Source organism: Bacillus timonensis (genome assembly GCF_000285535.1).
Classification (GTDB): Bacteria; Bacillota; Bacilli; order Bacillales; family Bacillaceae_L; genus Ferdinandcohnia; species Ferdinandcohnia timonensis.
In genome coordinates this window covers 288,728-305,210 of the sequence record NZ_HE610988.1, presented here as the reverse complement: position 1 = coordinate 305,210, position 16,483 = coordinate 288,728, and the positions used below count along the sequence as shown (strand labels likewise).

At 38.0% G+C, this 16,483-nt stretch carries 16 protein-coding genes, 1 tRNA gene and 1 other annotated feature; all 17 genes read left to right on the top strand.

Features of this window, described 5'->3' with window-relative positions; genetic code table 11:
• The first annotated feature begins 167 nt into the window (after positions 1-167).
• The 17 genes from BTHG_RS19100 to leuB all read left to right on the top strand — a co-directional run bounded on the left by BTHG_RS19100 (position 168) and on the right by leuB (position 16,450).
• On the top strand, positions 168-776 hold the full coding sequence (locus tag BTHG_RS19100; protein ID WP_010678346.1) for a succinate dehydrogenase cytochrome b558 subunit: 609 nt from the start codon (positions 168-170) through the stop codon (positions 774-776).
• A 70-nt stretch (positions 777-846) separates the two neighbouring features.
• Entirely contained in the window at positions 847-2,607 is a 1,761-nt protein-coding gene (sdhA, locus tag BTHG_RS19095) for a succinate dehydrogenase flavoprotein subunit (protein ID WP_010678345.1), read from the top strand.
• A 1-nt stretch (position 2,608) separates the two neighbouring features.
• The gene (sdhB, locus tag BTHG_RS19090) at positions 2,609-3,367 is read left to right on the top strand and encodes a succinate dehydrogenase iron-sulfur subunit (RefSeq protein WP_010678344.1); all 759 of its coding nucleotides are present in this window, start codon (positions 2,609-2,611) and stop codon (positions 3,365-3,367) included.
• A 171-nt stretch (positions 3,368-3,538) separates the two neighbouring features.
• Positions 3,539-3,994 carry an acyl-CoA thioesterase gene (locus tag BTHG_RS19085; RefSeq protein WP_010678343.1) on the top strand — a complete coding sequence of 152 codons (456 nt, stop codon included), beginning with the start codon at positions 3,539-3,541 and terminating at the stop codon, positions 3,992-3,994.
• A 172-nt stretch (positions 3,995-4,166) separates the two neighbouring features.
• A complete protein-coding gene (gerE, locus tag BTHG_RS19080) occupies positions 4,167-4,391 on the top strand; it encodes a spore germination transcription factor GerE (protein ID WP_010678342.1) in 225 nt (74 codons plus the stop codon).
• 219 nt (positions 4,392-4,610) lie between these two features.
• Positions 4,611-5,069 (top strand): MarR family winged helix-turn-helix transcriptional regulator, encoded by a 459-nt coding sequence (locus tag BTHG_RS19075; RefSeq protein ID WP_010678341.1) that lies wholly within the window; start codon positions 4,611-4,613, stop codon positions 5,067-5,069.
• A gap of 10 nt (positions 5,070-5,079) precedes the next feature.
• Positions 5,080-5,874 (top strand): glutamate racemase, encoded by a 795-nt coding sequence (gene racE / locus BTHG_RS19070; protein WP_010678340.1) that lies wholly within the window; start codon positions 5,080-5,082, stop codon positions 5,872-5,874.
• A 205-nt stretch (positions 5,875-6,079) separates the two neighbouring features.
• Positions 6,080-7,150 (top strand): GerMN domain-containing protein, encoded by a 1,071-nt coding sequence (locus BTHG_RS19065; protein WP_010678339.1) that lies wholly within the window; start codon positions 6,080-6,082, stop codon positions 7,148-7,150.
• A gap of 136 nt (positions 7,151-7,286) precedes the next feature.
• Complete coding sequence (rph, locus tag BTHG_RS19060) at positions 7,287-8,036, top strand: ribonuclease PH (protein WP_010678338.1); 750 nt, start codon at positions 7,287-7,289, stop codon at positions 8,034-8,036.
• A gap of 1 nt (position 8,037) precedes the next feature.
• Positions 8,038-8,643, top strand: coding sequence for an XTP/dITP diphosphatase (locus tag BTHG_RS19055; RefSeq protein ID WP_010678337.1), 606 nt, complete (start codon positions 8,038-8,040; stop codon positions 8,641-8,643).
• Positions 8,640-9,149 carry a metallophosphoesterase family protein gene (locus BTHG_RS19050; RefSeq protein WP_010678336.1) on the top strand — a complete coding sequence of 170 codons (510 nt, stop codon included), beginning with the start codon at positions 8,640-8,642 and terminating at the stop codon, positions 9,147-9,149. The genes BTHG_RS19055 and BTHG_RS19050 overlap by 4 nt, the downstream gene beginning before the upstream one ends.
• A gap of 125 nt (positions 9,150-9,274) precedes the next feature.
• Positions 9,275-9,351 (top strand) — tRNA-Arg (locus BTHG_RS19045).
• A gap of 543 nt (positions 9,352-9,894) precedes the next feature.
• Positions 9,895-10,155, top strand: a binding site (T-box leader).
• 278 nt (positions 10,156-10,433) lie between these two features.
• Positions 10,434-12,152, top strand: coding sequence for an acetolactate synthase large subunit (ilvB, locus tag BTHG_RS19035; RefSeq protein WP_010678334.1), 1,719 nt, complete (start codon positions 10,434-10,436; stop codon positions 12,150-12,152).
• The gene (gene ilvN, locus BTHG_RS19030; protein ID WP_010678333.1) at positions 12,149-12,667 is read left to right on the top strand and encodes an acetolactate synthase small subunit; all 519 of its coding nucleotides are present in this window, start codon (positions 12,149-12,151) and stop codon (positions 12,665-12,667) included. Before ilvB ends, ilvN begins: the two co-directional genes overlap by 4 nt.
• A 57-nt stretch (positions 12,668-12,724) precedes the next feature.
• Positions 12,725-13,753 (top strand): ketol-acid reductoisomerase, encoded by a 1,029-nt coding sequence (ilvC, locus tag BTHG_RS19025; RefSeq protein ID WP_010678332.1) that lies wholly within the window; start codon positions 12,725-12,727, stop codon positions 13,751-13,753.
• Complete coding sequence (locus tag BTHG_RS19020; protein WP_010678331.1) at positions 13,740-15,284, top strand: 2-isopropylmalate synthase; 1,545 nt, start codon at positions 13,740-13,742, stop codon at positions 15,282-15,284. The genes ilvC and BTHG_RS19020 overlap by 14 nt, the downstream gene beginning before the upstream one ends.
• Positions 15,285-15,337: 53 nt before the next feature.
• Positions 15,338-16,450: a 3-isopropylmalate dehydrogenase gene (gene leuB, locus BTHG_RS19015; protein WP_010678330.1), complete on the top strand. Its 1,113-nt coding sequence runs from the start codon at positions 15,338-15,340 to the stop codon at positions 16,448-16,450.
• Positions 16,451-16,483: the final 33 nt, after the last annotated feature.

Below are 16,483 nucleotides of genomic sequence, written 5' to 3'. Positions count from 1 at the left end.
AAATCGCAGGCTACATTGTCTATTTATCTTTGAAACATAAGTTTGTAGTTTCATGCAAAGGTTTTCAATTGTCAGTTTTTATTTCGTCCTTTTACATAATTATGCAGGATGAGGAATTTACAAATGAGTACCTTGAAGGTGCGGTTTATAACTAAGGGGGGTAAAGTATGGCGGGTAATCGTGAATTTTTTAATCGCAGGCTTCATTCATTATTAGGTGTTATTCCAGTTGGGGTGTTCTTACTGGTACACTTGACAGCGAATAACTTTGCGACAAGAGGGGAAGAAGCATTTAACGGCGCTGCTGGTTTTATGGGAAATCTTCCATTTAGAATTTTTTTGGAGGTAGTGATAATTTATCTACCATTAATATTTCACGCGATTTACGGCCTGTATATTGCCTTTACTGCAAAGAACAATGTGAGTAGATATGGTTTCTTCCGTAACTGGATGTTCTTCTTACAACGTATAACCGGTATTATTACTCTGATTTTTGTGGCATGGCATGTATGGGAAACGCGTATTCAAGCAGCTTTTGGAGCAGAAGTTAACTTCCAAATGATGGAGGATATCTTGAGTTCACCTGCAATGCTTATTTTTTATCTTGTTGGTGTAATCTCTACAATTTTCCATTTCTCAAATGGCTTATGGTCATTTGCTGTAAGTTGGGGGCTAACAATAACTCCTCGTTCTCAACAAATTGCAACATATGTAACTATCATTATTTTCATTGCATTATCAGTAATTGGTGTTTCTACAATTTTTGCATTCGTTTAAGATTTGAAAATTAGAACGTTCACAATCTTTACACAGGTTGAACGATCTCTTTATTGGGGAGTGAGTTACTTTGAGTCAAGGAAAAATTATCGTAGTTGGTGGTGGGCTAGCTGGTTTAATGGCAACCATCAAAGCTGCTGAAGAAGGAACACAAGTTGATTTATTTTCACTCGTACCTGTAAAACGGTCTCACTCTGTTTGTGCACAAGGTGGGATTAACGGTGCGGTTAATACAAAGGGTGAAGGGGATTCTCCATGGATCCACTTTGACGATACAGTATATGGTGGAGACTTTTTAGCAAACCAAAAGCCAGTTAAGGCTATGTGTGAAGCGGCACCTGGTATTATTCACTTAATGGACCGTATGGGAGTAATGTTCAACCGTACACCAGAAGGTTTACTAGATTTCCGACGTTTCGGGGGAACTCAACACCACCGTACAGCATTTGCAGGTGCCACAACTGGTCAGCAATTACTTTATGCATTAGATGAACAGGTTCGCCGTCATGAAGTTGCAGGACTAGTTACAAAATACGAAGGTTGGGAATTCTTAGGGATCGTACAAGACGATGAAGGAATTTGTCGTGGTATTGTAGCTCAAAACCTTCATTCAATGGAAATTAAATCATTCCCTGCTGATGCTGTTATTATGGCATCTGGTGGACCTGGAATCATCTTTGGTAAGACAACAAACTCAGTTATCAATACTGGATCTGCTGCATCAATCGTGTACCAACAAGGAGCATATTATGCAAACGGTGAATTCATTCAAATCCATCCAACAGCCATTCCTGGTGATGACAAGCTTCGCCTAATGAGCGAATCTGCACGTGGTGAAGGTGGACGAGTATGGACATACAAAGATGGTAAACCTTGGTATTTCTTGGAAGAAAAATATCCTGCATACGGTAACTTAGTTCCACGTGATATTGCAACACGTGAAATTTTCCATGTGTGTGTTGATATGAAGCTGGGTATTAATGGTGAAAACATGGTTTATCTAGATCTTTCTCATAAAGATCCTAAAGAACTAGATATTAAACTAGGTGGAATTATCGAAATCTATGAAAAATTCATGGGTGAAGATCCACGTAAAGTTCCAATGAAAATCTTCCCTGCTGTTCACTACTCAATGGGTGGTTTATGGGTTGATGATCATCAACAAACAAATATCCCAGGATTATTTGCTGCGGGAGAGTGTGATTTTTCACAGCACGGTGCTAACCGCTTAGGTGCAAACTCATTATTATCAGCAATCTACGGTGGTATGGTAGCTGGTCCAAACGCTGCTAAATATATCCAAGGACTTAAGAAAAGCTCTGATTCCATTTCTTCGACTGTTTATGATAGCCATGTAAAACAAGAACAAGAAAAATGGGATAACATTATGTCAATGGATGGTACTGAAAATGCATATATCCTTCACAAAGAACTTGGTGAATGGATGACTGATAATGTTACCGTAGTTCGATACAACGACAAATTATTAAAGACAGATGAAAAAATTCAAGAGCTATTGGAACGTTACCAAAACATTAATATCAATGACACATCTAAATGGAGCAACCAAGGTGCTACATTTACTCGTCAATTGCAAAATATGCTTCAGCTTGCGCGTGTAATTACAATTGGTGCATATAACCGTAATGAAAGCCGTGGAGCACACTATAAGCCTGATTTCCCTGATCGTAATGACGAGGACTTCTTAAAAACAACGATGGCTAAGTTTACTGGAAAGAATACTGCACCTGCTTTCCATTATGAAGAAGTAGATACTTCATTAATTGCGCCACGTAAACGTGACTATACGAAGAAGAAGGAGGAAAATTAAGATGAGTGAAAAAACAGTTGAATTTCATGTAACTCGTCAGGATACTCCAGACTCTGATCCATATGTAATAAAATTTAAGGTACCATACCGTAAGAATATGAACGTAATTTCGGCTTTAATGGAATTTCGTCGTAATCCGGTAGATATTAATGGGAATAAAGTTGCCCCGATAACTTGGGATATGAACTGTTTAGAAGAGGTTTGTGGTGCGTGTTCAATGGTTATTAATGGTAAACCACGTCAATCATGTTCAGCTCTTATTGATCAACTTGAACAACCGATTAAACTTGAACCAATGAGAACATTCCCTGTTGTACGTGACCTACAAATTGATCGTAGTAGGATGTTTGATTCATTGAAAAAAGTAAAAGCTTGGATTCCAATCGATGGTACGTATGATTTGGGTCCAGGACCTCGTATGCCAGAGAAAAAGCGTCAATGGGCATACGAATTATCAAAATGTATGACATGTGGTGTATGTTTAGAAGCATGTCCGAATGTAAACAGTAAATCTGAATTCATTGGACCTGCTCCATTATCACAAGTTCGTTTATTTAACGCTCATCCAACTGGTGCGATGAATAAAGCAGAACGTTTAGAAACAATTATGGGAGACGGAGGACTTGCGAACTGTGGTAACTCACAAAACTGTGTGCAGTCTTGTCCAAAAGGTATCCCACTCACAACTTCAATTGCAGCTTTAAACAGAGATACTTCAATCCAAGCATTCAGAAATATGTTTGGTAGTGACCAAGTCTAATAGAGAAGCGATAAGCACTCCTTCATGTAAATGGAGGAGTGCTTTTTTACGAGAAGGATTTTTGGTAGCGCGTTCACTATTGGTGATTTAAGAAAAGATAAACTTTTCACGAATAGAATAAGGCACCACTTAATGGTAATCTGAATAATCTTATGTAAGGGAGCTATTGGAATGAAACACATTACGTATATCGAGGATGTTAAGACATGGGAGAATACATTTGATTTTTATTTTCCGATTCAAGTACGCTTTTCCGAAATAGACATGTTTGGACATTTAAATAACACCGTACCCATAACTTACTTTGAGGAAGCAAGAATTCAATATTTTAATCATCTAGGCGTTATGCAAAAATGGACTGACAAATCAAGTGAGACGATACCAGTTGTTGCAAGCCAACAATGTGATTATTTGAAACAAGTCTTTTACGGAGAACAGCTTAAGCTGTATGTGAAAATTAATCAGCTTGGTAATTCCTCGATGGACATCCATTATATGGCGAAAGACAAAAATGGATCTATTTGTTTTGTCGGTAGGAGTATACTTGTGCAAATGTCAAAGCGAACAGGAAAAGGGGAGCCATGGTCTGAAGAGATGAAGCAAATGATAAAGGCACCTAACCTATAGTTTATGAGTAAAGAAAAACCAATATTCCAAAACATTAAAAATGGACGCAAAAAAGTCTACATATCAACCTTTTAACAGTCACAGCAACACTCTCCTTCTCATACTATATGGTGACTAAATATATACCCATCCAGTAGTTCAGCTCGAACCTTAGCAAGGAGGGTTACAATACTTGAAGGAGAAAGAGTTTCAACCAAAACCGCTACTAACAAAGAGAGAGAGAGAAGTTTTTGAATTACTAGTTCAAGACAAAACAACGAAAGATATCGCAAGTGAGTTATTCATTAGCGAAAAAACAGTTCGTAACCACATATCGAATGCGATGCAGAAGCTGGGAGTAAAGGGGCGTTCTCAAGCAGTTGTAGAGCTCCTTCGTATGGGAGAACTTGAACTTTAAGTATAACCGGCTACACTTTACTTAAGTAAGGTAGCCGGTTACTTATTTAGAAAACCGTTTTATTGAGCTTGCTTTTTAGGCTAAAAAAGTAGAAAATAAGAATAATATATTTTTTTATAAAATAACGAAATAGCTCCTGAATAAAACATATATTCACTAACGATAAAACAAAGAAAGCAGTTGGATTTCACACTAAAAATTTGACTAGGAGAGGATGTAATGACAGTTCAAGAGAGCAATGAAACAAAAGACTACCAAGTAATAGCAGACATTGAAAAATCACTTCGTTTTATTTCAGGCTTACTTAAACAAAAAGGACGTGAAATTTTAAGTAACTTTACAATTACAACACCACAATTTATTGCCCTCCAATGGTTACTTGAAAATGGAGACATGACAATTGGTGAATTATCAAATAAAATGTATTTAGCTTGTAGTACGACAACCGACCTTGTAGATCGAATGGAAAAAAATATGCTTGTCATGCGTGTAAAAGACCCAAAAGATCGTCGTGTTGTACGAATTCATTTATTGGAAGAAGGAGAACGTATCATTGAGGAAGTAATCAAGAAAAGACAGGATTACTTACTTGAAATTATGGAAAATTTCTCCGACGACGAAGTCATCCAATTAGAGAAAAGTTTACGGAAATTACATCAAGAAATGCGAGTAGAATGAGGCGAATCTTTTGAGAAGACCAATCGGAATTATTGATTCAGGGGTTGGCGGTTTAACCGTTGCTCGGGAAATAATTAGACAATTACCAAACGAAGAAATTATATACTTAGGTGATAATGCTAGATGTCCTTATGGGCCAAGACCTAAAGAGGAGGTTCGTCAGTTTACATGGGAGCTGACGAACTATTTATTGTCACATGAAATTAAAATGCTTGTTATCGCATGCAATACGGCTACTGCCTTAGTGTTGGATGAAATCCAAGCAGAGCTTTCAATCCCGGTTATCGGTGTGGTCTACCCTGGTGCTAGAACCGCCCTAAAGGTTACAAAAAATCAGTATATTGGTGTTATTGGCACCGTCAACACAATTCAAAGTGGTGCCTACGTAGACGCATTAAAATCAATTAATCGAGATATCAATGTTGAAAGTCTTGCATGCCCTCGATTTGTTCCAATCGTTGAAGCAGGGGAGTTTGTTGGCCCTCAAGCTAAACAAATTGTAGCTGAATCACTAGAGGTATTACAGGGAAAAGAAATTGACACCTTAATTCTTGGGTGTACCCATTACCCACTTCTTCGTGAAACGATTCAGGCTTATCTAGGAGATGGCATTAAGCTCATCGACTCTGGTGCCGAAACCGCCCGTGAAGTCAGTACTGTATTGTTTTATAGTGGATTATTAAATAAGACAGCAACGAAAAAGAATCATTTGTTTCTCACAACAGGAGAAAAAGAAATCTTCCAAAAAATTGCCACCACCTGGTTTGAAGAACCTGTTGATAACGTAAAATCGGTGAAATTATAGAAAAAGGAAAGTCCCGGCATGGGGCTTTTTTTGTTGGTCTCGTATTAAATACGAATGAATGTTTATTATTTCTTCCAATCTAGTATCACAAACTAGTACCCTCTAAAGGCAAAAACATTTTGTCCATTTTTTCTCGAAAAAGCGGTCTAATTTGAAAATAGGGCTCGTATACATAGTAGTACAAACTGCCTTAGGAGGGAAAAGAATGCGTAAAATAACTAAATCTACAATAGCTGCAACAGTCGTTACCTCAACCGTATTACTATCAGGATGTGGCTTATTAGGTGGGAAGGAAGAAGTGAAACAAATGGATCCACCTCAAAACGAAGCGGTGGATGAGACGGTAGCAAAGGGGGAAAATCAAGCAACTGATGCTACTGATGCTACTGATCAAGAGGAAGCTACTACTGAAACAGTGAAACGAGACTTATACTTAATTGATGAAAATGGTTTAGTAGTGCCGTATACTGTTGACCTTCCAAATACAGATTCACCAGCAAGACAAGTTCTTGAACATCTTGTAGCAGGTGGTCCAGTAAATGAAATATTACCAGATGGATTCAGAGCAGTAATACCACAGGATACTGTTGTGGATGTGAAATTAGAGGATGGAACGATTACAGCCGACTTCTCGAAGGAATTTGGCACCTATAATGAGGAAGACGAAGCGAAAGTTTTACAAGCGATTACTTGGACTTTAACGCAATTTGATAATGTGAATAACGTTGTAATCAGTGTAAATGGTTATCCACTAGATGAAATGCCGGTGAACAGCACTCCAATTCCAGATGATTTAAGTAGAGCAGATGGGATAAATATTGATAACAGTGGGGTTGTTGACATAACAAATAGCCGTCCGGTAACTCTTTATTTCTTTGTGCAAAATGATGAAGGTGAATACTATGTACCAGTAACAAAGCGTATTGAGAATACAGGTGATGACAAGGTTTCGGCAGTGGTAAATGCGCTAATCGATGGACCTAACATGACTTCAGATTTAATTAGTGAAATTCACCAAGATGTAAAACTATTAGGGGCAAAAATGGAAGATGGGAACGTGACTCTTGACTTTAATGAAGCTATTTATGGAGCCTTTAATGAGAAAATGATTTCTAAGCATGTCATTAACTCGTTGGTATTATCTTTAACTGAACAGCCAGAAGTAAAAAGTGTTGCTATCACAGTGAATGGTAGTGAAGATGTGGTTACTGAAGATGGCAAATCATTGTCGAAACCAGTAACTCGTCCCGCGAATGTGAATACAGGTAGCTTCTAATAAGTGTAGGATGGGACATTGTTCTCATCCTTTTTCTTATGGACTACGATAGAAAAGAAAAATTTTGCTATACTATATAATGGAATGTTGGGTGGAAAAGCCCGCTTTTTACTGACAGACAGGGGGTTTTTAGTTTTTGAGAGTTGATGGAAGAATACATAATCAGTTGCGACCGATTCAGTTTGAACTGAATTATATCAAGCATCCTGAGGGGTCCGTTTTAATTACTGTGGGAGACACGAGAGTAATTTGTAATGCAAGCATTGATGACAGAGTGCCTCCATTTATGCGTGGTTCCGGGAAGGGATGGATTACCGCAGAATACTCGATGCTCCCAAGGGCAACTGAACAGCGTAATATTCGTGAATCGTCCAAGGGAAAGATTTCTGGTAGAACGATGGAGATTCAACGACTTATTGGTCGCGCTTTAAGATCGGTTGTTAATCTCGAGCAGCTTGGTGAAAAAACAATTTGGATTGATTGTGATGTCATTCAGGCTGATGGTGGAACTAGAACAGCATCAATTACGGGTGCTTTTGTTGCAATGGTACTTGCTGTAAATAAAATCTATCAAGATAAAAAAATGAGTTCATTTCCAATCACAGACTTTTTAGCGGCTATTTCGGTTGGGGTTGATCCCGAAATAGGGGAAATTCTTGATTTAAATTACATAGAAGATTCAGCTGCAAATGTAGATATGAATATTGTAATGACCGGTAAGGGTGAGTTTGTGGAACTCCAAGGTACTGGTGAGGAATCTACATTCACTCGCAATCAGTTGCAAACTTTATTAGAATTAGCCGAAGCAGGAATTAATGAGTTGATTCAGGTGCAGAAAGACGCTTTAGGTGAATTAGCAAATTTAATTGGAAAGAAGGACTCCTAGTATGAAAGAAATCATGATAGCTACCAAAAACAGAGGCAAAGTAAAAGAATTTAGAGATTTATTCGCTAGCAAAGGTATCGATGTTAAATCCTTACTAGACTTTCCAAATATAGAGGATATAGAAGAAACAGGTTCAACTTTTGCAGAAAACGCGCAAATAAAAGCTGAGGCAATTGCTAAAAAGCTTAACATCCCCGTTATCTCAGATGACTCAGGTCTAGCAATTGATTATCTTGATGGTAGGCCCGGTGTCTATTCTGCAAGGTATGCAGGGGAACATAAAAATGATTTTGATAACCTCAATAAGGTTTTAAACGAGCTACAAGGAGTTCCGGATGAACAAAGAACTGCCAAATTCCATTGTGCATTAGCTCTGGCAATTCCGGGAGAGAAAACACAAATCGTTGAGGGAACTTGTGAAGGAATTATTACAGCAAAGCCTGTTGGGGAAAATGGATTTGGTTATGACCCTATTTTTTTTGTACCTGAAATAGGTAAAACAATGGCTGAGTTATCCAAAGATGAGAAAAATCAAATTAGTCATCGAGGGGTTGCGCTTAGAAAGATGGACAAGCTTTTGGAGGAACGTAAGGAGTTTCAAAGATGAAAGTATTAATTATCAGTGACAGTCATGGGTTAACAAAAGAATTAATCGAGATTAAGGATCGACATAAAGATGAGGTCGAATTTATGTTACATCTAGGGGATTCGGAACTATCCTCTCAATCCGAAGAAATGAGAGGATTTTCAGCTGTTAGGGGTAATTGTGATTTTGACTCTAACTACCCGAACGATATGCTTGTACTTTTAAATGGGGCAAAGGTGTATTTGACTCATGGTCATTTATATAATGTGAAGATGTCATTAATGAACCTTACATACCGTGCACAAGAAGTTGGGGCATCCATAGTGTGTTTCGGGCACTCACATATCGCAGGTGCAGAAATGATTGAAAATGTGTTATTTATTAATCCAGGAAGTTTTCGTCTTCCTAGGATGCGTAAGGAAAAAACATATGTTATATTAGAAATTGTTGACAAACAAGCAAATGTTAAATTTTTCGACAGCGAAGGAAACGTTTTAGACGAGTTATCAACAAAGGAAAAATTATGATATAATAGCGAAGGGAGTAAAATTTACTCCCTTTAGAAAATTTTTCTTTAAAAAGTGTTGACATCTGATTCCTATCTGACTATAATAAAAAATGTCGCTAATGAGTTAGCAATAAAAAATAATATGTCCCAGTAGCTCAGCAGGATAGAGCAACGGCCTTCTAAGCCGTCGGTCGGGAGTTCGAATCTCTCCTGGGACGCCATATTACATAATCAATCACAAACACTTCTTTTCATGAAATGAATTGAAGTGTTTTTTTGTTTTTTCTCAAAAATATGCCTAAATCATAATTTTAATTACTGCTCTCCCTTTTCTCTTTGCCACTTTAAAAAAATCTCCAGACTAATCTTCTTCTAAGCCCTATTTCTGTTCACAAATTTTTCGAGAAATTCTTTTAATTTAAAAACCGCTCTACACCAAAGTTGTAAGCGGATACAGATTTTCTTCATATCAAAATAATCTAACAATTCTTTAAAATAGTGTTGACTACGATTAAAAATGGGCGTAATATAGGCTCTAATATAAAATATTTTCTATTAAAACAGAAAATTAAATAAGCGAAATTACATCAAAGGAACAGTCCTAACATAACCAGACCATCCTCTTGTAGAAGATGGAAGTTCATGGATTTGGATTATTTTTTAAACTCCATTTTTCAATGATGTAAAGCGTTTATGTTTTTAGGCATTAAAGTATTACTGATAACATAAAACATATAGAGATGTAGCTCGAAAATATTGAATATTCATAAACGTTGAAGAGGATAAGTAATCTTACGTTCAGATATCTACAGAGAGCCGGTAATGGTGGAAGCCGGTGTTATCCCGTATGATGAACTCACCTCGGAGTGTTAGCTTGAAAGACTTTTAAAGTAGGGCTAACCGGGTGTTTGGTAAATCTCACCCGTTATCAAAATGAGCAACTAATGTTGTTCTTGAGGCGATCATTTTTGATCGTGAACAAGGGTGGTACCGTGGAAAGTCATAAATGCCTTTTCACCCCTTCGACCAAGAAATTGGTCTAGTGGGTGGATTGGCATTTTATTTTTTTCTTTAATAAGTCGAAGATCAAACCCCGACTTATTAAAGAAAAAAGCCTCCGGCGGATGCCATGATTTTTTAAAGGAAACATTTTCGAGCTGTAAGATCAAAGACAAAGAACGCCACATCCCGTGGCAACGTCTTTATGACCCACTTCCTGTGGGCCTAAAACCGGGCGCAAATACGCCAAGGCGTATTTGATTAAAAAACATTTATTTACATTAAGGAAGGGATGTAAGGAAAAATGAGCGTAAATGCAAAAGTGGAAGAACAAACAAAAGCTTCTACAAAAATGAATGGCTCCCAAATGCTGATTGAAGCATTAAAGAGGGAAAACGTAGAAGTCATTTTTGGATATCCTGGTGGTGCTGTACTTAATATTTATGATAGTTTATATGATTCCGGTATTTTTCATGTCTTATCTAGACATGAGCAAGGTGGCATACATGCAGCAGAAGGATATGCGAGAATTTCAGGTAAACCAGGCGTCGTCATTGCAACTTCTGGACCGGGTGCAACAAATATTGTCACTGGATTAGCAGACGCGATGATTGATTCAATTCCACTTGTTGTATTTACAGGTCAGGTTGCTTCAACCGTAATTGGTTCGGATGCTTTCCAGGAAGCAGATATTCTTGGAATCACAATGCCAATTACAAAACATAGTTACCAGGTAAGGGATGTTAAAGACCTACCAAAAATTATTAAAGAAGCATTTTATATCGCTACTTCTGGAAGACCGGGACCTGTATTAATTGATATTCCAAAAGACATGACAGCACATGAAGCGGAATTTGATTACGATCAAGAAATTCATTTACCTGGTTATCAACCGACAATTCAACCAAACCATTTGCAAATTCGAAAGCTAGTTGAAGCAGTGAGCCAAGCGAAAAAGCCTGTTATTCTTGCAGGTGCTGGGGTCATATTTGCAAAAGCTGCTAAGGAATTAAAAGAGTATGTTGAACAACAAAATATCCCTTTAGCACATACACTTTTAGGGTTAGGCGGGTTCCCAGCAGACCATCCATTATATCTTGGAATGGCTGGAATGCATGGTACATACTCAGCGAATATGGCGTTGCATGAGTGTGACCTACTCATTAGTATCGGAGCTAGATTCGATGACAGGGTAACGGGAAACTTACAACATTTTGCTCCAAATGCAACTGTCGCACATATTGATATAGACCCTGCAGAGATTGGAAAAAATGTACCGACTAAAATTCCTGTTGTAGGGGATGCAAAAGAAGTTCTTAAGAGCTTGGTTCATCAAAATGGTAAGCCAGGGGATTCGCAAGAATGGAGAGATAAACTAGCTGGATGGAAGGAAGAATATCCATTAGTTTATAAGCCATCAGAAGATGAACTAAAGCCACAAAAATTAATAGAACTCATTTATCAATACACAAATGGTGAAGCAATTGTAACGACTGATGTCGGCCAGCATCAAATGTGGGCTGCACAATACTATCAGTTTACAAAGCCAAATCGTTGGGTAACCTCAGGTGGACTTGGGACAATGGGCTTCGGTTTACCATCAAGTATTGGAGCACAGTTAGCAGAAAAATCGTCAACCGTTGTTTCTATCCTAGGAGATGGTGGATTCCAGATGACTTCTCAAGAACTTTCAGTCATCCAGGAATTAAATCTACCAATCAAAATCATCATTCTTAACAACAGAGCTCTAGGAATGGTAAGACAATGGCAACAACTCTTCTACAAAGAAAGATACTCACATTCGTTGATTCCAAATCAACCAAACTTTGTAAAACTAGCTGAAGCATATGGAATTAAGGGATTGAAAGCTTCAAATGACCAAGAAGCAGAACAAGTGTTGAAAGAAGCACTTGAATATGAGGGACCTGTTCTAATGGACTTTAGTGTGACACCTTTCGAAAATGTATATCCAATGGTTGCTACAGGAAAGGGTCATCATGAAATGGTAGGTGTTAAGCTGTGAAACGAATCATTACATTATTAGTAAATAACCGTGCAGGTGTACTTAATCGAATCACCGGCCTGCTAACAAAACGTCATTACAATATTGAAAGCATCACAGTGGGACATTCCGAAACGGAGGGGCTCTCAAGAATGACATTTGTGATTCATCTTGATGAGGAGACTGTTGTTGAACAAATTACAAAACAATTAAATAAACAAATTGATGTTATTAAGGTCATGGATATTACGAATCAAGCCATTGTGGCTAGGGAGCTTGCTCTCATCAAAGTAACATCCAGTCCATCAAATAGAAATGAAATTTATAGTTTAATAGATCCTTTCCGCGCATCCATTCTTGATGTAAGTAAGGAAAGCTTAGTTATTCAAGTAACAGGAGAATCTGAAAAAGTAGAAGCATTAATTGACCTCTTAAAGCCATACGGCATCAAAGAAGTAGCCCGTACAGGCACAACAGCTTTTACAAGAGGTAACCAAAAAACAGCTTCAAATTCCAAGAATTTTTCAATCGTTTAAGGGTTTTATATCACATTAATATATATAACTTAATTCTAACAAGGGAGAGATTTTAAAATGACAAAGGTATATTATAACGGAGACGTAAATGATCAAGTTTTACAAGATAAGAAGGTTGCAATCATTGGTTATGGTTCACAAGGACACGCTCATGCACTTAACTTACGTGAAAGTGGCGTTGATGTAATTGTTGGTCTACGTCAAGGAAAGTCTTTTGAACAAGCAAAAAATGACGGATTACAAGTATATTCAGTTCGTGAAGCAGCAGAGCAAGCGGACGTTATTATGGTATTACTTCCAGATGAAAATCAACCAAAGGTATATAAAGAAGAAATCGAGCCAGGACTACAGCCAGGAAATGCATTAGTATTTGCACATGGTTTTAACATTCACTTTAGTCAAATCGTACCACCTAGCTTTGTAGATGTTTTCTTAGTAGCTCCAAAAGGACCAGGACACTTAGTACGCCGTACATTCACAGAAGGTGCAGGGGTTCCAGCACTAATTGCGATTGAGCAAGACGTAACTGGAAATGCAAAAGAAGTAGCTCTTGCATATGCAAAAGGAATTGGTGCAGCTAGAGCGGGTGTACTAGAAACTACATTCAAAGAAGAAACTGAAACAGACCTATTCGGTGAACAGGCAGTTTTATGTGGTGGTACTTCTGCATTAGTTAAAGCAGGATTCGAAACATTAGTAGAAGCTGGATACCAACCAGAAGTTGCATACTTTGAGTGTTTACATGAATTAAAACTTATCGTTGATTTAATGTACGAAGAAGGTTTAGCAGGAATGAGATATTCAATCTCTGATACTGCTCAGTGGGGAGATTTCGTAACTGGACCACGTATTGTTACTGATAGTGTAAAAGCAGAAATGAAAGAAGTATTAAAAGATATCCAAACAGGTAAATTTGCTAAAGGTTGGATCCTTGAAAACCAAGCAAATCGTCCAGAGTTTAACGCAATTAACAAAATTGAAGCAGAACATCAAATCGAAGTCGTTGGTAAAAAGCTTCGTGCAATGATGCCATTCGTGAAGCAAAGAAAAGCGAAAGAAGTGGTGGGTGCCCGTGCGGAAAATTAATATTTTTGACACTACATTAAGAGATGGAGAACAGTCTGCTGGAGTTAACTTAAATCTACACGAAAAACTTGAAATTGCTAAGCAGCTGGAACGACTCAATGTGGATGTCATGGAGGCCGGGTTTCCAGCTGCCTCTGAAGGTGACTTTCAGTCAGTTAAACAAATTGCTGAAATCATCAAAAATGTTTCTGTAACGGGATTAGCAAGAGCAGTACAAGGAGATATCGATGCTGCTTGGGAAGCTTTAAAGGGTGGAGCGGAGCCGCGTCTCCATACCTTTATTGCTACATCCCCAATTCATAGAAAATATAAGCTTAGACAGACTAAAGAACAAGTCATTCAATCGGCAGTAGATAGTGTAAAATATGCATCAAAATTCTTTCCAATCATCCAGTGGTCCGCAGAGGATGCGAGTCGAACGGAATTAGATTTCTTAGCAAAAATCATTAAAGAAGTGATTGATGCAGGTGCAAATGTTATTAATCTACCAGATACAGTAGGTTATGGCGCACCCGAAGAATATGGAAAAATGTTTACTTATGTAATAAAAAACGTGCCGAATATTGACAAGGTTATTCTTTCTACTCACTGTCATGATGATCTTGGAATGGCAGTTTCAAATTCATTATCAGCAGTAGAGCACGGGGCATTACAGGTAGAAGGAACGATTAATGGTATTGGTGAAAGAGCAGGTAATGCATCACTTGAAGAAGTGGCAGTTGCTTTGTATATTCGTCAAGATTTCTACCAAGCAAATACACGCTTAAAGTTAGATGAAATCAAACGTACAAGTGATTTGGTTAGTAAATTAACAGGTATGATTGTTCCATCAAACAAAGCTGTAATCGGCAAGAATGCTTTTGCACATGAATCAGGTATTCACCAAGATGGTGTGCTTAAGGAAAAAACGACGTATGAAATTATCACTCCAGAATTAGTTGGAGTTAAATCGAATTCAATGGTACTTGGAAAGCATTCTGGTAGACACGCATTCCGCAATCGTATTGTTGAATTAGGATATACATTAGATGACGGGGAAATTAATCGCGTATTTAAGCTATTTAAAGATTTAGCGGATAAAAAGAAAGAAATCACGGATGATGATTTGGTGACATTGTTAGTAGATGAAAAAGTAGCTAATGTTGAAGATATGTATCAATTGACTTCGTTGCAAGTACAATACGGTACAAACCAAATTCCTACTGCAACCATTACCTTAACAGATCGCGAAGGCAACCAAATCCAAGAGGCTGCAACAGGGTCAGGAAGTGTGGAGGCAATTTATAATACCCTCGAGCGATGCTTTGGAATTTCAATCACTTTAGATGATTACAGAATCCAATCAGTTGGCGCAGGTCGTGATGCACTTGCAGAAGTATTCGTAAAAATTAACCATGAGAATGTTGAAAGCAGTGGAAGAGGATCTGCCCAAGACGTGTTAGAAGCTTCTGCGAGAGCTTATGTGAATGCAGTAAATAGGCTTTTAGCAGTTAAAGAGAATAAGAAAATATTAGAAAAAGTTGGAGTGTAAACCTTATTAACTACTATTTTCAGTGTGAAAAGAAAAAAAGAGGAGGAGTCAGAATGAAGAAAAGTATTGCCGTACTTCGTGGTGATGGTGTAGGCAAAGAAGTGACTAAAGGGGCAATCGAAGTGTTGAAGGCTGTTGCCGAACAATACAATCATGAGTTTACATTTCAACACGCTTTAATAGGTGGTGCAGCAATAGACGCTGAAGGCACTCCTCTTCCGGCGGAAACACTGGAGGTATGTAAAAAAAGTGATGCGGTATTGCTTGGGGCGGTTGGAGGACCCAAATGGGACTCCAATCCTCCGCACTTACGTCCTGAAAAAGGATTATTGCAAATTCGAAAAGAATTGAATTTATATGCCAATGTTAGACCAGTAACATGTTTTAATAGCCTACTAGACGCTTCTCCACTAAAAAAAGAAGTGATTGAGGATGCAGATTTTGTAATCGTAAGGGAACTTACAGGTGGTCTTTATTTCGGAAAGCCAAGCGGAAGAAAGGTTGAGGATGGAGAGGAGACGGCAGTTGACACTCTTTCCTACAAACGTTCTGAAATGACGCGAATTATTGAAAAAGCATTTGATATGGCTATGTCACGAAAAAAGAAAGTCACTTCTGTAGATAAAGCAAATGTTTTAGAATCTAGTAGAATGTGGAGAGAGGTTGCTGAAGAAGTCGCTGTTTCTTATCCAGATGTTACATTAGAGCACATGCTCGTGGACAATGCAGCAATGCAGCTGATTCGAAATCCTAGACAATTTGACGTAGTTGTGACTGAGAATATGTTTGGAGATATTTTAAGTGATGAAGCATCAATGCTAACAGGATCATTAGGTATGCTTCCATCAGCAAGTCTTTCAACGGATGGGCCGAGTCTTTTTGAACCAATTCATGGTTCAGCCCCAGATATTGCTGGTAAAGATATTGCAAATCCAATTGCAACCATTTTATCTGCTGCAATGCTATTACGTTTATCCTTTGGATTAGAAGAAGAAGCAAAAGCAGTAGAAAAAGCAGTAGATGAGGTATTGGAAGCTGGTTACCGTACAGCAGATGTTGCACATTCGCAACAAACAGCAATTTCAACAACTGAAATGGTGGAAAAAATTAAAGAAGCCTTAGTTGAAGATGGGGCTATTTCTAATATTATGTCTTGTTATGCATAATCAAATTGCATAACAAGACACACTCAGATAGCT